The organism is Pararhizobium sp. PWRC1-1, assembly GCF_049897905.1.
In the GTDB taxonomy this organism is placed as follows: Bacteria; Pseudomonadota; Alphaproteobacteria; order Rhizobiales; family Rhizobiaceae; genus Pararhizobium.
Window position 1 is genome coordinate 69258 of sequence record NZ_JAFCXE010000023.1, and the last position, 14891, is coordinate 84148.

The 14891-nt window shown below is 61.5% G+C and carries 14 protein-coding genes; 7 read left to right on the forward strand and 7 right to left on the reverse strand.

Going from position 1 to position 14891, the window contains the following annotated elements; translation table 11 throughout:
* Window positions 1-12: 12 nt before the first annotated feature.
* Window positions 13-912, reverse strand: coding sequence for an N-acetylmuramic acid 6-phosphate etherase (locus ACP7E0_RS27610; RefSeq protein WP_426129661.1), 900 nt, complete (start codon window positions 910-912; stop codon window positions 13-15).
* 197 nt (window positions 913-1109) lie between these two features.
* Here ACP7E0_RS27610 and ACP7E0_RS27615 point away from each other — a divergent pair, with 197 nt between their 5' ends.
* From ACP7E0_RS27615 to nagA, 4 genes are read left to right on the forward strand one after another with little or no spacing between them, the layout of a single operon-like run.
* On the forward strand, window positions 1110-1988 hold the full coding sequence (locus ACP7E0_RS27615) for a BadF/BadG/BcrA/BcrD ATPase family protein (RefSeq protein ID WP_426129663.1): 879 nt from the start codon (window positions 1110-1112) through the stop codon (window positions 1986-1988).
* Window positions 1985-2749 (forward strand): GntR family transcriptional regulator, encoded by a 765-nt coding sequence (locus ACP7E0_RS27620; protein ID WP_426129665.1) that lies wholly within the window; start codon window positions 1985-1987, stop codon window positions 2747-2749. Before ACP7E0_RS27615 ends, ACP7E0_RS27620 begins: the two co-directional genes overlap by 4 nt.
* A 26-nt stretch (window positions 2750-2775) precedes the next feature.
* Window positions 2776-3798 (forward strand): SIS domain-containing protein, encoded by a 1023-nt coding sequence (locus tag ACP7E0_RS27625; protein ID WP_426129730.1) that lies wholly within the window; start codon window positions 2776-2778, stop codon window positions 3796-3798.
* Window positions 3795-4955, forward strand: coding sequence for an N-acetylglucosamine-6-phosphate deacetylase (gene nagA / locus ACP7E0_RS27630; protein WP_426129667.1), 1161 nt, complete (start codon window positions 3795-3797; stop codon window positions 4953-4955). Before ACP7E0_RS27625 ends, nagA begins: the two co-directional genes overlap by 4 nt.
* A gap of 12 nt (window positions 4956-4967) precedes the next feature.
* On the opposite strand, the gene ACP7E0_RS27635 is transcribed toward nagA, so the two are convergent.
* From ACP7E0_RS27635 to ACP7E0_RS27645, 3 genes are read right to left on the reverse strand one after another with little or no spacing between them, the layout of a single operon-like run.
* Window positions 4968-5696 (reverse strand): copper homeostasis protein CutC, encoded by a 729-nt coding sequence (locus ACP7E0_RS27635; RefSeq protein WP_426129669.1) that lies wholly within the window; start codon window positions 5694-5696, stop codon window positions 4968-4970.
* The gene (locus ACP7E0_RS27640) at window positions 5696-6604 is read right to left on the reverse strand and encodes an ROK family protein (protein ID WP_426129671.1); all 909 of its coding nucleotides are present in this window, start codon (window positions 6602-6604) and stop codon (window positions 5696-5698) included. The genes ACP7E0_RS27635 and ACP7E0_RS27640 overlap by 1 nt, the downstream gene beginning before the upstream one ends.
* Entirely contained in the window at window positions 6601-7971 is a 1371-nt protein-coding gene (locus ACP7E0_RS27645) for an amidase (protein WP_426129673.1), read from the reverse strand. The genes ACP7E0_RS27640 and ACP7E0_RS27645 overlap by 4 nt, the downstream gene beginning before the upstream one ends.
* Window positions 7972-8164: 193 nt before the next feature.
* Here ACP7E0_RS27645 and ACP7E0_RS27650 point away from each other — a divergent pair, with 193 nt between their 5' ends.
* The 3 genes from ACP7E0_RS27650 to ACP7E0_RS27660 are packed head-to-tail and all read left to right on the forward strand — an operon-like array spanning window position 8165 to window position 10744.
* Window positions 8165-8911, forward strand: coding sequence for a sulfate transporter family protein (locus ACP7E0_RS27650; protein WP_426129675.1), 747 nt, complete (start codon window positions 8165-8167; stop codon window positions 8909-8911).
* 52 nt (window positions 8912-8963) lie between these two features.
* A complete protein-coding gene (locus tag ACP7E0_RS27655) occupies window positions 8964-9605 on the forward strand; it encodes a helix-turn-helix transcriptional regulator (RefSeq protein WP_426129676.1) in 642 nt (213 codons plus the stop codon).
* A complete protein-coding gene (locus ACP7E0_RS27660) occupies window positions 9605-10744 on the forward strand; it encodes an aminotransferase class I/II-fold pyridoxal phosphate-dependent enzyme (RefSeq protein WP_426129732.1) in 1140 nt (379 codons plus the stop codon). The genes ACP7E0_RS27655 and ACP7E0_RS27660 overlap by 1 nt, the downstream gene beginning before the upstream one ends.
* 10 nt (window positions 10745-10754) lie before the next feature.
* On the opposite strand, the gene ACP7E0_RS27665 is transcribed toward ACP7E0_RS27660, so the two are convergent.
* The 3 genes from ACP7E0_RS27665 to kdpC all read right to left on the reverse strand — a co-directional run bounded on the left by ACP7E0_RS27665 (window position 10755) and on the right by kdpC (window position 14883).
* Window positions 10755-11450 (reverse strand): response regulator transcription factor, encoded by a 696-nt coding sequence (locus ACP7E0_RS27665; protein WP_426129678.1) that lies wholly within the window; start codon window positions 11448-11450, stop codon window positions 10755-10757.
* The gene (locus ACP7E0_RS27670; protein ID WP_426129734.1) at window positions 11447-14155 is read right to left on the reverse strand and encodes a DUF4118 domain-containing protein; all 2709 of its coding nucleotides are present in this window, start codon (window positions 14153-14155) and stop codon (window positions 11447-11449) included. The genes ACP7E0_RS27665 and ACP7E0_RS27670 overlap by 4 nt, the downstream gene beginning before the upstream one ends.
* A gap of 164 nt (window positions 14156-14319) precedes the next feature.
* Complete coding sequence (gene kdpC, locus ACP7E0_RS27675; protein ID WP_426129680.1) at window positions 14320-14883, reverse strand: potassium-transporting ATPase subunit KdpC; 564 nt, start codon at window positions 14881-14883, stop codon at window positions 14320-14322.
* Window positions 14884-14891: the final 8 nt, after the last annotated feature.

The following is a 14891-nucleotide window of genomic DNA, read 5'->3' on the forward strand; positions in this document are numbered from 1 at the left end:
AAACCCTTGGACTCAATGTGCCGCGACAACAGACAACGCGCGGCGCAAGTTTTGACCAGCTTCGGTAAGCGCTGCTTCTGCAGCCACCACATCTTTTGCCCCAGCAGCAAGAAGAATGGCGATCTTTACCGAGCCTGATGATGTCGTGAGATAACGGCCGGCTTCCGTGGCGCCGATCCCGGCAATATCGGAAACAATGCGAATGGCACGGCCACGCAGTTTCGCATTGTCAGCCTTCAGGTTGACCATATGTCCGTCGTAGACATGGCCGAGATGAATGCCGACAAGCGTGGAAAACATGTTGAAGGCGATCTTCTGCGCCGTGGCAGCACCCATGCGGGTCGATCCGGAGATGACTTCGGGCGGCGTTTGCAGAAGAATGGACACTTCGGCATTCTGGAAGAGCACTGCACCGGGATTGTTCGCCATGGCGATAACCCGCGCGCCGCGCGCACGTGCCTCATCAGCAGCCGCTAGCGCATAAGGCGTCGAGCCGCTTGCCGATACCGAGATCAGACAATCGCCAGCACCGATACCGGCATCGCGCACATCCTTGCGCGCCAGCTCCATATCGTCTTCATATCCACCGGCGAGATCCGTGAGGCTCGCAGCACCGCCAGCAAGAAGCACCACGACCTTATCGAGCGCGATTCCATAGGTACCGGGCAATTCCAGCGCATCGGTCATGGCCATCAGGCCAGAGCTGCCGGCACCGGCATAAGCCAACCGTCCGCCACTGGCCAATGCTTCGGCAGCGATCTTGGCGGCAGCCGCAATGGACTCGATAGCAGAATCAACAGCCTTCGCCGCAGCCTGCTGGCCGGACGCGAGCAAACGAAGCGAAAGCGCCGGATGCATCACATCCAGTCCCATCGCCTTGTCGTGACGCTCCTCGGTTTTCACTGGCGGCATACGCTCAATCTCCCTCTTCGCAAATTAATGCCAAAAAAATACCAATTGTCTAGGAAAAATTAACTTCCGGCCGAAGAAAATTTCCAATTTCTAAAATTATTTATATATTTCAGATTGTTAATCGATAAATCCAATTAAATACCAAAATCCCCTTGGTAAATGGTATTTTTTTGGTATCATTTTTCTCGGAGGTATCCATGCCACATTACATTCTGGGAATCGACGGCGGGGGCACGAGCTGCCGTGCGGCTGTAGCGGAAGCCGATGGACGTATCCTCGGGCGCGGCAAAAGCGGCGCCGCCAACATCCTGACCGATCCCGACAATGCCCTGATCCATATTGTCGGTGCGGCCACTGCTGCATTCGAGGAAGCAAGCATTGCCCCTTCCGAAATCGCTTCGGCTTGCGCCCTGGTCGGCGTTGCCGGCAGCAATGTCGGCGATGCCGTGCATTATGTGAAAGAACGCCTGCCCTTCGCCAAGGCCGACATCGAATCCGATGGACTGATCGCGCTGCAGGGCGCGCTGGGCGATAGCGACGGCGCGGTGGCAATCCTCGGCACCGGTTCCATCTATATCTCCCGTCAGGACGACCAGGTCCGCTATATCGGCGGATGGGGTTTCCAGATCGGCGATCTCGGCAGCGGCGCCCGCCTCGGCCACGCCCTTCTGCAGGAAAGCGTGCTGGCCTTTGACCGGATTCACCCATCGTCGCCGCTGACGGATGCCGTCATGGCCGAATTCAACAACGATCCGCGCGAGGCCGTGGAATTTGCGCGCGCCGCACGGCCCGGCGAATTCGGTCGCTTTGCACCCCGGATTTTCGACTATGCGAGCCGCAACGACCCGGTGGCGATCGCACTGGTAAGAAGCTGCGCACAGACCATCGATGAAGCGCTGGACGTCGTCGTGGCGCAGGGCAGCCGCAGGCTCTGCCTGCTGGGCGGGTTGGCGCCGATCTACCGCCCATGGCTTGCCGAGCGGCATCAGCCGTTGTTCATGGAGCCGGAGGCGGACGCTTTGACCGGTTCGGTCGCGCTCGCAGCCAAGCGCTTTGGCACAGGGACCAGGGCATGACCCAGCATCTCGAGGCCATATTGCCGCTGGACGGCCTGCAGGCAGGGGGCTCCGGTCCCCTCTATCTCAAGCTGCGGCAGTCGCTGGAAGAGGCTATCCTGTCGGGCAAGCTCAATCATGGCGACGCCCTGCCGCCGGAACGGGATCTGGCCGATTATGCCAGCATCAGCCGCGTAACAGTGCGCAAGGCCGTCGACGATCTGGTCAAGGATGGCCTGCTGGTGCGCCGTCACGGGTCCGGAACCTTTGTCGTCAAGCCGGTGAGCCGCGTTCAGCAATCGCTGTCGCGCCTGACATCGTTTACTGAGGACATGTCACGCCGGGGTTTGGTGACCACGGCACAATGGATCGAGCGCGGGCTATACCATCCCTCACCGGATGAAATGATGGCGCTTGGCCTGCCACCCGATGCGCTGGTCGCACGGCTAGGCCGGTTGCGCATCGCCGACGATATGCCGCTTGCGATCGAGCGGGCCAGTGTTTCTGCGGAATTCCTGCCCGACCCCATCCGGGTTGGCACCTCGCTCTATGCCGAACTCGACAAGACCAAATCGCGGCCCGTGCGCGCCGTGCAGCGCATTTCCGCCTGCAGCCTGAAGGATCCGGACGCGGCAATGCTTGGCGTGCCGGCCGGTTCCGCCAGCCTGTCCATCGAACGCATATCCTACCTCGCATCCGGCCGCGTGGTGGAATTCACCCGCTCGCTCTATCGGGGCGACGCCTATGATTTCGTCGCCGAACTGACTTTGTCGGATTCCTGAGCGGCCCATATAAGAAAGACATGACCATGCAAACCAACATGCGGCGCGAAATCAACGAAATCCCTGAGGCGGCAGCCCGCCTTCTTGAACAATCCAAGGCAGCGGTCAAAGAGACGGGTGCAGCACTGCGCGCAAAAGACCCGGCTTTCTTCGTGACGATCGCCCGCGGTTCGTCCGATCATGCCGCATTGTTCCTGAAATATGCGATCGAGCTTTCGACCGGGCGGCCCGTTGCCTCGCTCGGCCCGTCGCTCGCCTCGATCTATGGCGCGAAAATGCAGCTTCAGGGGGCGGCATCGATCGCCATCTCGCAATCCGGCAAGAGCCCGGACATCGTCGCAATGGCTGAGGCCGCGACCAAGGCCGGCGCGGTGACGATCGCACTCACCAACACCCTGCCCTCGCCGATCTCGGAAGCCAGCACCCACCCGCTCGACATTCTCGCCGGGCCGGAAATCGCCGTTGCTGCGACCAAGTCCTATGTCAATTCGATCGTTGCCGGCCTTGCCATCCTTGGCGAATGGACGGGTGATGCTGCCCTGCAACGCGCGGTCGCCGATCTGCCTGCCCAGTTTGCAAAGGCCGTGAAGCTCGACTGGCAGCCGCTGGCCGACGAGCTTGGCGATGCGGAATCGCTGTTCGTGCTTGGACGCGGCCCTGCGCTGGCCATTGCCAGCGAGGCAGCGCTGAAATTCAAGGAAACGTCGGGCATGCACGCCGAGGCCTATTCGGCGGCGGAAGTGCTGCATGGACCGGTGGCGCTGGTCGAGAAACGCTTCCCGGTGATCGGCCTTGCCGCACGCGACGCGGCAGAAGGTTCCGTCGCCGGCATTCTCGATGGACTGAGCGCCAAGGGTGCGCTGGCCTTCGTCACATCTGCGCAGGCCAAGGCAACCAAGACCCTACCGTTCGTCGCCACCGGACATCCGATCACCGATGCGCTGGCTTTGATTATCCCGTTCTACGGCTTCGTCGAATCCTGGTCGCGCTCGCGCGGTCTCAATCCGGATGCGCCCGTCGCTCTCAAGAAGGTTACGGAAACGAGATGACCTCACAGACAGCTATCACCGGAGCCCGGATTTTCGACGGCCTGTTCTGGCATGACGGCCAGGTGTTGCTGCTCGATGGCGGAGTGGTCACCGGCATTCTGCCGCAGAGCGATCTGCCTGCCGGAACAGAGACAGTCGCGGCCGACGGTCAGTTGCTTGTCCCCGGCTTTATCGATCTGCAGGTGAATGGCGGTGGTGGCGTGATGCTGAACGGCCAGCAGGACGTTGACGCCATCCGCACCATCTGCGCAGCGCATGCGCAATTCGGAACCACGGCACTGCTGCCGACCCTGATCACCGATACGTTCGAGATTCGCGCCCGCACCATCGCCGCTGGCCGGCAGGCCAAGGCCGAAGGCGTACCCGGGTTTCTGGGGCTTCATCTCGAAGGACCGCATCTTTCCGTTGCCCGCAAGGGCGCCCATGACCCCGCGTTGATCCGACCGATGGATCAGGCCGATCTCGACGCCATGCTCGCGTGCGCCGGGGTCTTCGACGCAATGATGGTCACCGTCGCACCGGAAAACACCACGACTGCGCAGGTAAAAGCGCTCGCCGAAGCGGGTATCATCGTCAGCCTCGGCCACACGGACTCCGGCTACAAGACCATCGTGGACTATGCCAAGGCAGGCGCGCGTACCGTGACCCATCTGTTCAATGCGATGAGCCCGCTTGGCCATCGCGAACCGGGCGTTGTCGGCGCGGCTCTCGATATTGGTAGCCTGCATGCGGGGATCATCGCCGATGGCTTCCATATCGATCCGGCTTCGATGGGCATCGCACTGCGCGCCAAGAATGGTCCGGGCCGGATTTTCATCGTCACCGATGCGATGTCGACGATCGGCTCCGACCAGACCAGCTTCTTCCTCAACGGCCGCGAGATCTTCCGCAAGGACGGCCGCCTGACGCTGGCCGACGGCACGCTGGCGGGCGCCGATATCGACATGCTCGCTTCCGTGCGTTTTGCCCATGAAAAGTTGGACCTACCGCTCGACGAGGCGCTGCGGATGGCATCGGCCTATCCCGCCGATGCTGCAGGCGTGGCCTCCCGCAAAGGCCGGCTGCTGCCGGGTCTCGACGCGGATTTCGTGCTTTTGACGGAAGGCCTCGACATGGCCTCGACATGGATCGGCGGGACACGCGTTTTCCAGGCGTAGCCTCGTGACATATCAGGGCGCGACGGTCAGCCGCGCCTTCAGTGCCCGCACCGCCTGCTCGTCCGTTTGTCTGGCACTGGCCGCAACAAAGCCGAGCGACACCAGCCGGGCATCGTGAGCCGGCTTCTCTACCGAACAGGACGAATGGACTTCCGTCACGGAAAGACGCGACAGCAGTCCGCCGACCGTCGCCAGCGTCACGCCGGAGCCGGGCATGATCGAGATGCGGCCCTTGGCATCTGCGATAACCCCAGCCAGCGCGTCGACACCATCAGGGGCTCGTTTCGCGCCGCCGGAGGTCAGGATACGCTCGAAACCGAGGTCCACCGCGATCTCGACCGCTTCCGCAAAATCCGGCACCAGATCGAAGGCGCGATGCAATGTCAGCCCCAATCCCTGGGCATGATCCACCAGCATCCCCAAAGTCTCTCTATCGAGACTTCCGTCAGGTCCGCTGGCGCCGAGAACGACGCCGGCGAGACCTGCAGACCGGGCGGCATCGATTTCGACGCGCATGACAGCGATATCGCTGGCATCGAAAACAAAATCCCCGGGCCTTGGCCGGATCATCGCGTAGACCGGAATGTCGACCTTGCCCGCCAGCGCCATCAGACCCGGCGATGGCGTCAGCCCGCCGACGGACAGGGCCGAGCACAATTCGATGCGATCGGCGCCGCCATCGACCGCAGCCCGAAGACCGGCCGCGTCCTCGACGCAGACCTCCAGAAGAATATTTGTCATTAAGCCTCTCCTACCAGACCGAGAACGGCTGCGCCGATCAGCCCGGGTTCGATCCGGCATTCGCCCGGCACCACCAACGGGCGGTCGAATTTTCGCAGGATCCGCGCCCGCACGGCCTTATCGATCTCGGCAATCAGCGGCGTAACATTGGACAGACCGCCGCCGATCGGGACAATCGTCGCTCCGGTGATATTGACCGTCAGCGCCAGCGGCGAACTGATGAGATCGACGAGTACATCGACGGTTCGGGCTGCTTCGGCGTCGCCGTTCTGCCAGAGCGCGGTGATCTCATGGCTTTCCAGGGTCTTGCCGTGCAAGGTCAAGTGCAAACGCTCCATGCCACGGGCGCCGCCGATCGTATCGACGCAGCCGCGCTGGCCGCAGCCGCAGTCGAAGACAGGGATCGCGACGGGAGGCGTACCAGCCATCGAAGCCACCGCCGGGCCATGGCCCCATTCGCCGGCAAAACCGCCCTCCGCATTGATGAGCCGGCCATCGACCACCAGGCCACCACCGACTCCGGTGCCGAGAATGGCCCCAAGCACGATCCGGTAACCGCGCCCGGCACCGGCACCGGCCTCGGCCAACGCGAAACAATCGGCATCATTGGCAATCAACACAGGCAAGCCAAGCAACGCGGAAAGCTCCGCACCAAGCTTGCGCCCGTCGATGCAGGGAATATTGGCGCATTTGATCGCCTGCGTCTCCGGATCTACGACACCGGTGATCGATATGGCGATACGATCCGGCGTTTCGCCAGCTTCCGCGATGACATCGCGTAGCGTCGTTACAAAGGCGTTGAAATCATCAAGCGGCGTGATGCGGCGTTCGAGCGGTTCGATCCGGTCCGCTGCATGGGCAACAGCACCCTTGATGGCGGATCCGCCAATATCGAAGCAGACGATCATGCGTCACCACGGATAACGGCTTCGGCCGAGCGCGCTACAGAGAGCAGGGCCTCATCCTGATTTTTCTGGCCGGACAACAGGAACCCGACCGGCATGCCGGCTTCGCCCGTCCCGCACGGGATCGAGACGCCGCAGCCATCAAGGAAGTTACCGATCGACGTGTTGCGCAACGTCCTACCGTTGATCTTGAAGAACAGATCGTCATCGGCAAGCAGCGGCGCAATTGGCGGCGCTACATGCGGAACTGTCGGATGGATGAGCAGTTCGTCGGGCTCCAGGCTATCGGCGAAGGCGGCGATCAACCGCTGGCGCGCGTCAATGATGGCGATGTAGTCGGCCAAGGTGATCTTTTCGCCCAGCCGGGTGCGGGCGACGACGCGCTGATCCATACGTTCCGCCTCCGGCCCTTCCAGCCGCCCCTTGTGAAGTGCGAACGCTTCGGCAGTGACCAGCGCGCCATGGCGTGCACCGATCTCGAAAATCTCGGCAAAGATCGGGAATGTCCGGCGCCTGAGCCGTGCACCGGCCCTTTCCAGCCGCGAAACCGCAGCTTCAAACGCGGCCACGACGCCCGGTTCGGCATCGTCGAAAACGATCGTTTCGGGAATAACGAGCGTCAGGCCGCTCAGGTCCGTCCTGGCGATATCCGGCGCAATCCGTCCGCGCATGGCGGCGTCGATCCAGATAGCATCTTGAACGGTGCGGCACAGCGGCCCGAGCGAATCGAGGCTCTTTGCCAGCGGGAAGACACCTCGCATCGAATAGCGGCCGCGCGTTGCCTTGTAGCCGACGATGCCGTTGAAGGCTGCGGGAATACGGATGGAGCCGCCGGTATCCGTGCCGATCGCCACCGGCACCAGTCCGGCTGCCACAGCCACACCGGAGCCGGCCGACGAGCCACCGGGAATGCGCGGTACGTCGAGCGATGCGGGGTTATGCGCCGTTCCGTAATGCGGGTTGATGCCGAGGCCGGAGAAGGCGAATTCGCTGAGATTGGTGCGGCCGATACTAACCATTCCGGCACCGGCAAGCGCCGCAGCGACAGCGGCATCAGCGGCTGCGGGCGCCGCATCGGCCAGCACAGCGGAGCCTGCGGTCGTTACCGCTCCCTTGGTATCGAACAGATCCTTCCAGGCGACCGGAATGCCATCCAGCAGGCCGAGAGACCGCCCCGAACGAAGGCGTTGCGAGGACAAGGTGGCGTCGGACAATGCGCGTTCATCCAGCAATTCCGTGAAAATTGCCTGATCCTGGTAGCCGGCTATCTTTTCCAGCGACGCCTTTACCAGATCGACCGGATCGAGCGCGCCGGACTGCAGCATTACCGACAGGCCCGCGACCGACTTGTTTGCGTCCACTCCATCCATCGTCTCAACACTCCACAGCTGTCTTGTGGCGGCACCATAGCGGCGCTGCGCTGGTTTTGGCAGCGAAAACAGCGCCCTTCGCACATGATTTTCGCCGGCTTTTCAAGGTCGCAGGCTCCGCAGCCTTGCCCGCAGGCCACACCCCGCCTACATGCGCAGACAGCGGCACGAATGCCTTTAAGGGAGATACCGGATGATACTCGACGCGGCGCGGCTTTCCTTTGCCAATCTTTTCGCGCCCGAAACGCGCTCCGTCTTCTGGAAAGTGCTGGGCCTGACGCTTCTGGCGCTGGTCGGGCTGTGGTTCGCTCTACGCGAACTGTTCATCTATCTCGCCTTACCGTGGCTCGACGCCTTGCTGCCCGGAACGCCCGACTGGGCAGGATGGCTGACATTCGTTGTTGGCATCTTTGCGAGTTTGGGGCTGGCATTGGGTCTGGCACTGCTGCTGGCACCGGTTACGGCGCTGATCGCCGGTTTCTTTCTCGACGATGTCGCAGAGGTGGTCGAGAAACGCGACTACCCGCAGGAACCCGCAGGACGGCCCTTGCCGCTGGGCGAGGCGATTTCCGGTACGTTGAAATTTCTCGGCGTCATCATTATCGGCAACATCATTGCCCTGTTTCTGCTGCTGATCCCGGGCATAAACCTGATCGCTTTCTTCCTGGTCAACGGCTATCTGCTCGGCCGTGAATTCTTCGAATTTGCAGCGATGCGCTATCGCTCGCCCGCCGAAGCCCGGCTTTTCCGCGCCAAACATGCCGGCACCGTTTTCCTCAGCGGTCTTGTCCTTGCTGCATTTCTAGCCGTGCCGCTACTCAACCTGCTCACTCCACTCTTTGCCGCAGGCATGATGGTCCATCTGCACAAGAAACTATCGCAGCGCGACCCGGAGTTTCAGCGGCAGCTCAATTCCAGCAAACCATCGTTCGGACGATAATTATCCAATTTGTCAATATTGACAAATTGTCAATTCGAGTGGATAAGGCCTCATGTCTCATCCGCTCGCCCCTTTCATTCCGGTCTGCGGCGCCGTCGCCACGCTGTTTTCACCGCATGTTGAAGCGGTCCTGCATGACCTTGAGACCGGATTGATCTTCCATATCGCCAATGCCTTTTCGCGACGCCGGCCGGGGGACAGTTCCCTCAACGAGGCTGGCTTGATCTCGACCCTTAATGATGACGTGATCGGCCCCTACGGCAAATCCAACTGGGACGGCCGCAGGCTGAAAGCCATCACTTCCGTGCTGCGCGATGCCGATGGAAAGCTGGTCGGCCTCCTGTGTATCAACTACGATATCGAGGCGTTTGCCGGCATCTTCGACCAACTGAAATCGATGATGGATATTGCCGCGCCGCTGCCGAAGACCTCGGCGTTGATGGCGGAGGATTGGCGCGAGGCCGTCAACGCGGTGATCGGGGAGTTTCTCGCGACACACAGGACGAGCATGGCGGGGCTTACCGGCGCTGACATGGACGGCCTGATCGCGTTGTTGGAAATGCGCGGCGTCTTTGCCATCCGCAAGGCCGTTCCCTATGTCGCCGAGATTTTGAAACTGTCGAGAGCAACGATCTACAACCGCCTTGCCGCGATCCGCCAGAAACCGGACGCCGCCGTTCAAGGAGAGCCATGATGAGCAAGCCGATGCGCGATTTTGTGCTCGAGACCTTCATGTCGAAATGGGAATTTACCGCAAGATACAACATGACGGCTTCGGATGCCGAAAGCATGCGTCTGCCGGAACTTCTGGCGATGGCCACCGACGAGGATCGCACCGACTTCGAAAATCTCAGCCTCGGTTATACCGAGACGTTTGGCGCACCCCTTCTGCGGCAGGAGATTGCGCGAACCTATGACACCGTTCAGCCCGAAAACCTGATGTGCTTTGCCGGCGCCGAGGAAGCGATCTATGTGGCGATGAAGGTGCTTTTGACGCCGGACGACCACGCCATCGTCATCACGCCCAACTATCAGGCCGCCGAAACCATTCCGCTCAGCATCTGCGCTGTCACCGGCGTGGCGCTCGACGTCGACAGTGACTGGAACCTCGATATCGGCCTCGTCGAGGCTGCACTCCAGCTCAATACCAAGCTGATCTCTGTCAACTTTCCCAACAACCCAACCGGAAAAATTCTGCCGCATGCGACGTTCGATGCGCTCGTGGCGCTCTGCCGCAAGCATGGCATCTGGCTGTTCAGCGATGAAGTCTACCGTCTGATCGAGAAAGATGAAGCGCTGCGCCTGCCGCAGGCGGTCGATGCCTATGAGCGGGGGATTTCGCTCAACGTCCTGTCGAAGGCCTATGGGCTTCCGGGTTTGAGGATCGGCTGGCTGGCCTGCAAGGACGCAGATTTCCTGACCCGTTGCGAACGTTACAAGCATTTCCTGTCGATCTGCAATTCGGCACCCTCGGAAGTTCTGGCCCGCATCGCCCTGAAGAACCGCGACACGATTCTGGCGCGGACGCGGGGGATCGTCCGCAAAAATATCGCCGAGTGGAACACGTTTTTCGCCGATTTTCCGCATCTGTTCGACTGGCGCGAACCGGACGGCGGCTGCGTCGCCTTCATCCGCTACAAGGGACCGGAAGGCGTCGAGGAATTTGCGCGGCGCGCGGTCGAGGAAGCCGGCGTATTCTTCCTGCCGTCGAGCGTCTATCACTCCGAACTCACGCCCGTGCCGCAAAATTGCCTGCGCATTGGCTTCGGCCGCCTGCATATGCCGGAGGGCATCACCGTCTTGCGCAACTGGCTGAACCGCAACAACCTGTAGCTGAAGCTGACTAAAGGTCGGCTTCGCGCAGGCGGTAACCGACACCGGTTTCGGTGGTGATATATTGCGGCTGGTCGGGCGTCAGCTCGATCTTCTGGCGCAGCTGGCGCACATAGACGCGCAGATACTGCACGTCGTCTGCATTGCCCCAGACCTCTTTCAGCAGAAATTTATGCGTCAGCACCTTACCGGCGTGCTGCACAAGAATTCGGAGGATATCGTATTCCTTCGGTGACAGTTTGACCTCGCGGCCATCGACCTTGACGATGCGCTTGACCAGATCGACCGACAGACCCCCGGTCTGGAACAGTGGCTTTTCCCCCTGCTGCTGCAGCCGGTGACGCAGTGCGACGCGGATGCGCGCCACCAGTTCGTTCATGCCGAAGGGTTTGGTCACATAGTCGTCGGCGCCGAGCTCCAACGCCTTGACGATTCCGGCCTCGTCGGTGCGGCTCGACAGGATGACGATCGGCAACGTCAGGCCCTCCTCGCGCCAGCCGCGCAGTAGATCGTGGCCAGGCATGTCCGGCAGGCCGAGGTCGAGCAGGATCAGGTCTGGTTGCTCGTTTTTCACGCTTTCGCGCGCCGTCTTGCCGTTACCGGCTTCGCTGACGGCATAATCCTGCGTTGCCAGGCCGACGCGCAGCAGCCGGCGAATGGGCGGCTCGTCATCGACGACCAGAATCTTCACCGCAGAGAGCGTCATTTCATGTCCTTGAGATTGGGGGCATTCGGCAGCAGTGGCAGGCTGATGGTAAAGACGGCACCGGAGTGATCGATTCGGTTTTCCGCAGCAATGGTACCGCCCATCGCCTCGACGAAACCACGGCAGATCGAGAGGCCAAGCCCGGTTCCAGCCCGAACATGATCGCCCTTGCGCACCCTGTAGAACGTATCGAAAACCCGTTCCAGATCACCCTGCGGAATACCCGGCCCTTCGTCGGAAATCCGGATCAGAACCCGCTCGCCATTGCTTTCAGCCCGCACGCGGATCGTCGATCCTTCCGGCGCATATTTGGCAGCGTTGTCGAGCAGGTTGAACAGCACCTGTTCGAACAGCACCGGATCGACCCTGATCATCGGCAGATCGGCAGGAACCTCGACGTCAACAGTGTGATCGGCCAGAATCTTGCGTGCCCTGCGCAGCGCGCTGCCGACGATATCGCCGGTGTAGTGAAAGGCCGCGTTCGGCTCCATGGCGCCGGATTCGATCCGGGTCATATCGAGCAGATTGGCGATGAACCGGTTCAGCCGTTCGGATTCGTCGGTCACGGTGGTCAGAAGTTCGATGCGGTCTTCTTCCGGCAAGGCGGACTGATAGTCGCGCAACGTTCCGGCAGCACCCATGATGGCGGCAAGCGGCGTCTTCAGGTCGTGCGAAATCGAGGTGAGTAGCGCCGAACGCAGCCGTCCGGCTTCTTCAGCCAGCCGCGCATTGTCAACATCGGCCACAAGCTGCACGCGCTCAATGGCAAGCGCCGCCTGATCGGCGAGTGCATCCAGCAGCCGCTGCTGCTCTGGGCTGAGCAACGGCCCTTGCCGGTCATTGTCGAGACCGATGACGCCGACGGCGGCGCGGCCGGTGCGTAAGGGCACGTAAAGGCGTTTGGCGCCGGGCAACGTATCGGCACCGCGTCCGGCAGCACGATTGTGCTCCCAGGCCCAGCGGGCCGCGGCAATATCCGCGTCGTCGAGCGTATCGTCCGGCGGATAGCCGGCTTTGACCGCAATCGTCCCGTCTTCCGGCAACAGCAATACGACCCGTACTTTCAGCATCGAGGCCAGCTGAAATGCGGTCGCCCAGAGCACATCGTCCAGCGTACCGGTGCCTGCCAGCTTCTTGCTGAACAAATAAAGATCTTCGGTGGTACGCGCCCGCAACCGTGCAGCGGCCGCCTGCCGCTGGACGCTGGCAGTCAGGTTGCTGGCGATGATGGCCACGATGAAGAAAAGAATGAACGCGACAACACTGTCGGGATCGCTGATATCCAGCGTATAAAGCGGCTGCAGGAAGAAGAAATTCAGGCATACAGCGCTGACGACGCTGGCATAGAGAGCCGGCCGCAAACCCTTGGTTACCGCTGTAGTCAGCACCGCCATCAGGAAAACCAGTGCGATGTTGCGCACGTCAAGCGACTGGTCGAGTAGAAAACCCACACCGAGCGCACAGCCGACATAAAGCGTTGCCAGCGCATAGGGCTTAATCTTGAACTGGGTTGAAGCCGGGACGGTCTTGACACCCGTTGCAACGGATTCGCCCTCGCGGTCATCACCGGCGATGACATGGACACTGATGTTGCCGGCGCGCCGGATAAGGCGGCTGGTCACCGACCCGTGCAGCCATTCCCGCCATCCGGATGTTCTCGGCGTTCCGGCGATGATGTGAGTGACGTTGCTGGATGCAGCGACCCGGACGATCTCCTCGGCCTCGTCGGAGCCCGGCCTTGTCAGCGCTTCGGCGCCCAGCCGCTCGGCCAACCGCAGCGTCGCGGCGATGCGGTCGCGCGCGGCCTCTGAAAGATGAATCGACCGGGACGTTTCCACATGCAGCGCCACCAAAGGCGCCCGCAGGCGGTCCGCCAAACGGGCGGCATAGCGCACGAGGGACGCGCTACGCGGCTTATCATCGACGCAGACCAATACGCGGTCACCCGCCGCCCAAGGGCCGGAAATCGCGTTCGCCTGCATATGCGTCAGCAGTTGATCGTCCACGCGCTGCGCGGTCTGGCGAAGTGCGAGTTCACGAAGGGCTGTCAGGTTTCCCGGCGAGAAATAGTTTTCCAGCGCCCGCTGCGCCGTCTTCGGAATATAGACCTTGCCGTCATGCAGGCGCTTGATCAGGTCTTCCGGCGTCAGATCGATGATCTCGATATCGTCGGCCCGGTCGATGATTGAATCGGGGACGGTTTCGCGCACGCGGATGCGGGTGATCTGGGCGACGACGTCATTCAAGCTTTCGACATGCTGGATGTTGAGCGTCGAGTAGACGTCGATGCCGCGCGACAACAGTTCCTGCACATCCATGTAGCGCTTGGGATGCCGGCTACCGGGTGCATTGGTATGGGCCAGTTCATCGACAAGAACGAGGCCGGGACGCCGGGCGAGAATGGCATCGATATCCATTTCGTCGAGATGACGGCCCTTGTATTCGATCGGCGTGCGCGCAATGATCTCGAACCCAGCGGCAAGCGCCTGGGTCTCCTTGCGGCCATGGGTTTCGACCACGCCGATCACCACGTCGACGCCATCGGCCTTTTTGGCATGGCCGGAGGTCAGCATTTCATAGGTCTTGCCGACCCCGGGCGCTGCGCCCAGAAAGATTTTCAGGCGGCCGCGCGTTTCCTGCTCCGCCCGCTGCAACAGGGCGTCGGGAGATGGTCTTCCATCCATATCGCGGACATCGTCCCGCATGCGCGCTCGTCTTTCCTCATCAATGCCGAAAAGCGGCAGGATGCCGCTTTTGACCATTCCGGACATGTCCCAAAAGCCCAGAGGGTTTGGGACCGGTTCCGTTCATCAGATCGCCACCGGCATCGCGCCTCCTTGTCGAAGCGCGATGCCGTGACCGAACAAGGCTAGACAGCTTTATCAAGCGCCATGTTCAGCGCCAAGACGTTGACCGCCGGCTCACCGAGAATACCGAGTTCGCGGGCCTCGACAGCCTGATCGACCAGCGTGCGGACCTTGCCCTCATCCATACCACGCGCCTTGGCGACGCGTGGAACCTGGAAATAGGCGGCTTCCGGTGTGATGTGCGGATCAAGACCGCTGCCCGAAGCGGTGATCAAATCCATCGGTAACGCAGCGCCAGGATTGGTAGCCTTGAGAGCTTCCGCTTCCGCCTTGATACGGTCGAGCAGCTTCGGGTTGGTAGGCCCGAGGTTGGAGCCGCTGGACGAGGCGGCATTGTAGCCATCGCCGGCAGCCGACGGACGGCCGTGGAAATAGGTATCTCCGGTAAAGACCTGACCGATCAGGGCGGAGCCGACAACGGTCCCGTCCTTTTCGATCAGGCTGCCATTGGCCTGATGCGGGAACAGGGCCTGGGCAATGCCGGTCATGCCGAGCGGATAAGCAAGGCCTGTAATGATGGTGATTGCAACGATCATGACCAGCGCGGGTCTCAATTGTTTCAGCATTGGAATAT

Bases quoted from the DNA above. Each gene is read 5' to 3' on its own strand.
- ACP7E0_RS27635 (WP_426129669.1), bottom strand. From the start codon at position 5,696: ATGACAAATATTCTTCTGGAGGTCTGCGTCGAGGACGCGGCCGGTCTT.
- ACP7E0_RS27670 (WP_426129734.1), bottom strand. From the start codon at position 14,155: ATGCGGGACGATGTCCGCGATATGGATGGAAGACCATCTCCCGACGCC.
- ACP7E0_RS27665 (WP_426129678.1), bottom strand. From the start codon at position 11,450: ATGACGCTCTCTGCGGTGAAGATTCTGGTCGTCGATGACGAGCCGCCC.
- ACP7E0_RS27650 (WP_426129675.1), top strand. From the start codon at position 8,165: ATGATACTCGACGCGGCGCGGCTTTCCTTTGCCAATCTTTTCGCGCCC.
- ACP7E0_RS27655 (WP_426129676.1), top strand. From the start codon at position 8,964: ATGTCTCATCCGCTCGCCCCTTTCATTCCGGTCTGCGGCGCCGTCGCC.
- ACP7E0_RS27640 (WP_426129671.1), bottom strand. From the start codon at position 6,604: ATGATCGTCTGCTTCGATATTGGCGGATCCGCCATCAAGGGTGCTGTT.
- ACP7E0_RS27615 (WP_426129663.1), top strand. From the start codon at position 1,110: ATGCCACATTACATTCTGGGAATCGACGGCGGGGGCACGAGCTGCCGT.
- kdpC (WP_426129680.1), bottom strand. From the start codon at position 14,883: ATGCTGAAACAATTGAGACCCGCGCTGGTCATGATCGTTGCAATCACC.
- ACP7E0_RS27645 (WP_426129673.1), bottom strand. From the start codon at position 7,971: ATGGATGGAGTGGACGCAAACAAGTCGGTCGCGGGCCTGTCGGTAATG.
- nagA (WP_426129667.1), top strand. From the start codon at position 3,795: ATGACCTCACAGACAGCTATCACCGGAGCCCGGATTTTCGACGGCCTG.
- ACP7E0_RS27660 (WP_426129732.1), top strand. From the start codon at position 9,605: ATGAGCAAGCCGATGCGCGATTTTGTGCTCGAGACCTTCATGTCGAAA.
- ACP7E0_RS27610 (WP_426129661.1), bottom strand. From the start codon at position 912: ATGCCGCCAGTGAAAACCGAGGAGCGTCACGACAAGGCGATGGGACTG.
- ACP7E0_RS27625 (WP_426129730.1), top strand. From the start codon at position 2,776: ATGCAAACCAACATGCGGCGCGAAATCAACGAAATCCCTGAGGCGGCA.
- ACP7E0_RS27620 (WP_426129665.1), top strand. From the start codon at position 1,985: ATGACCCAGCATCTCGAGGCCATATTGCCGCTGGACGGCCTGCAGGCA.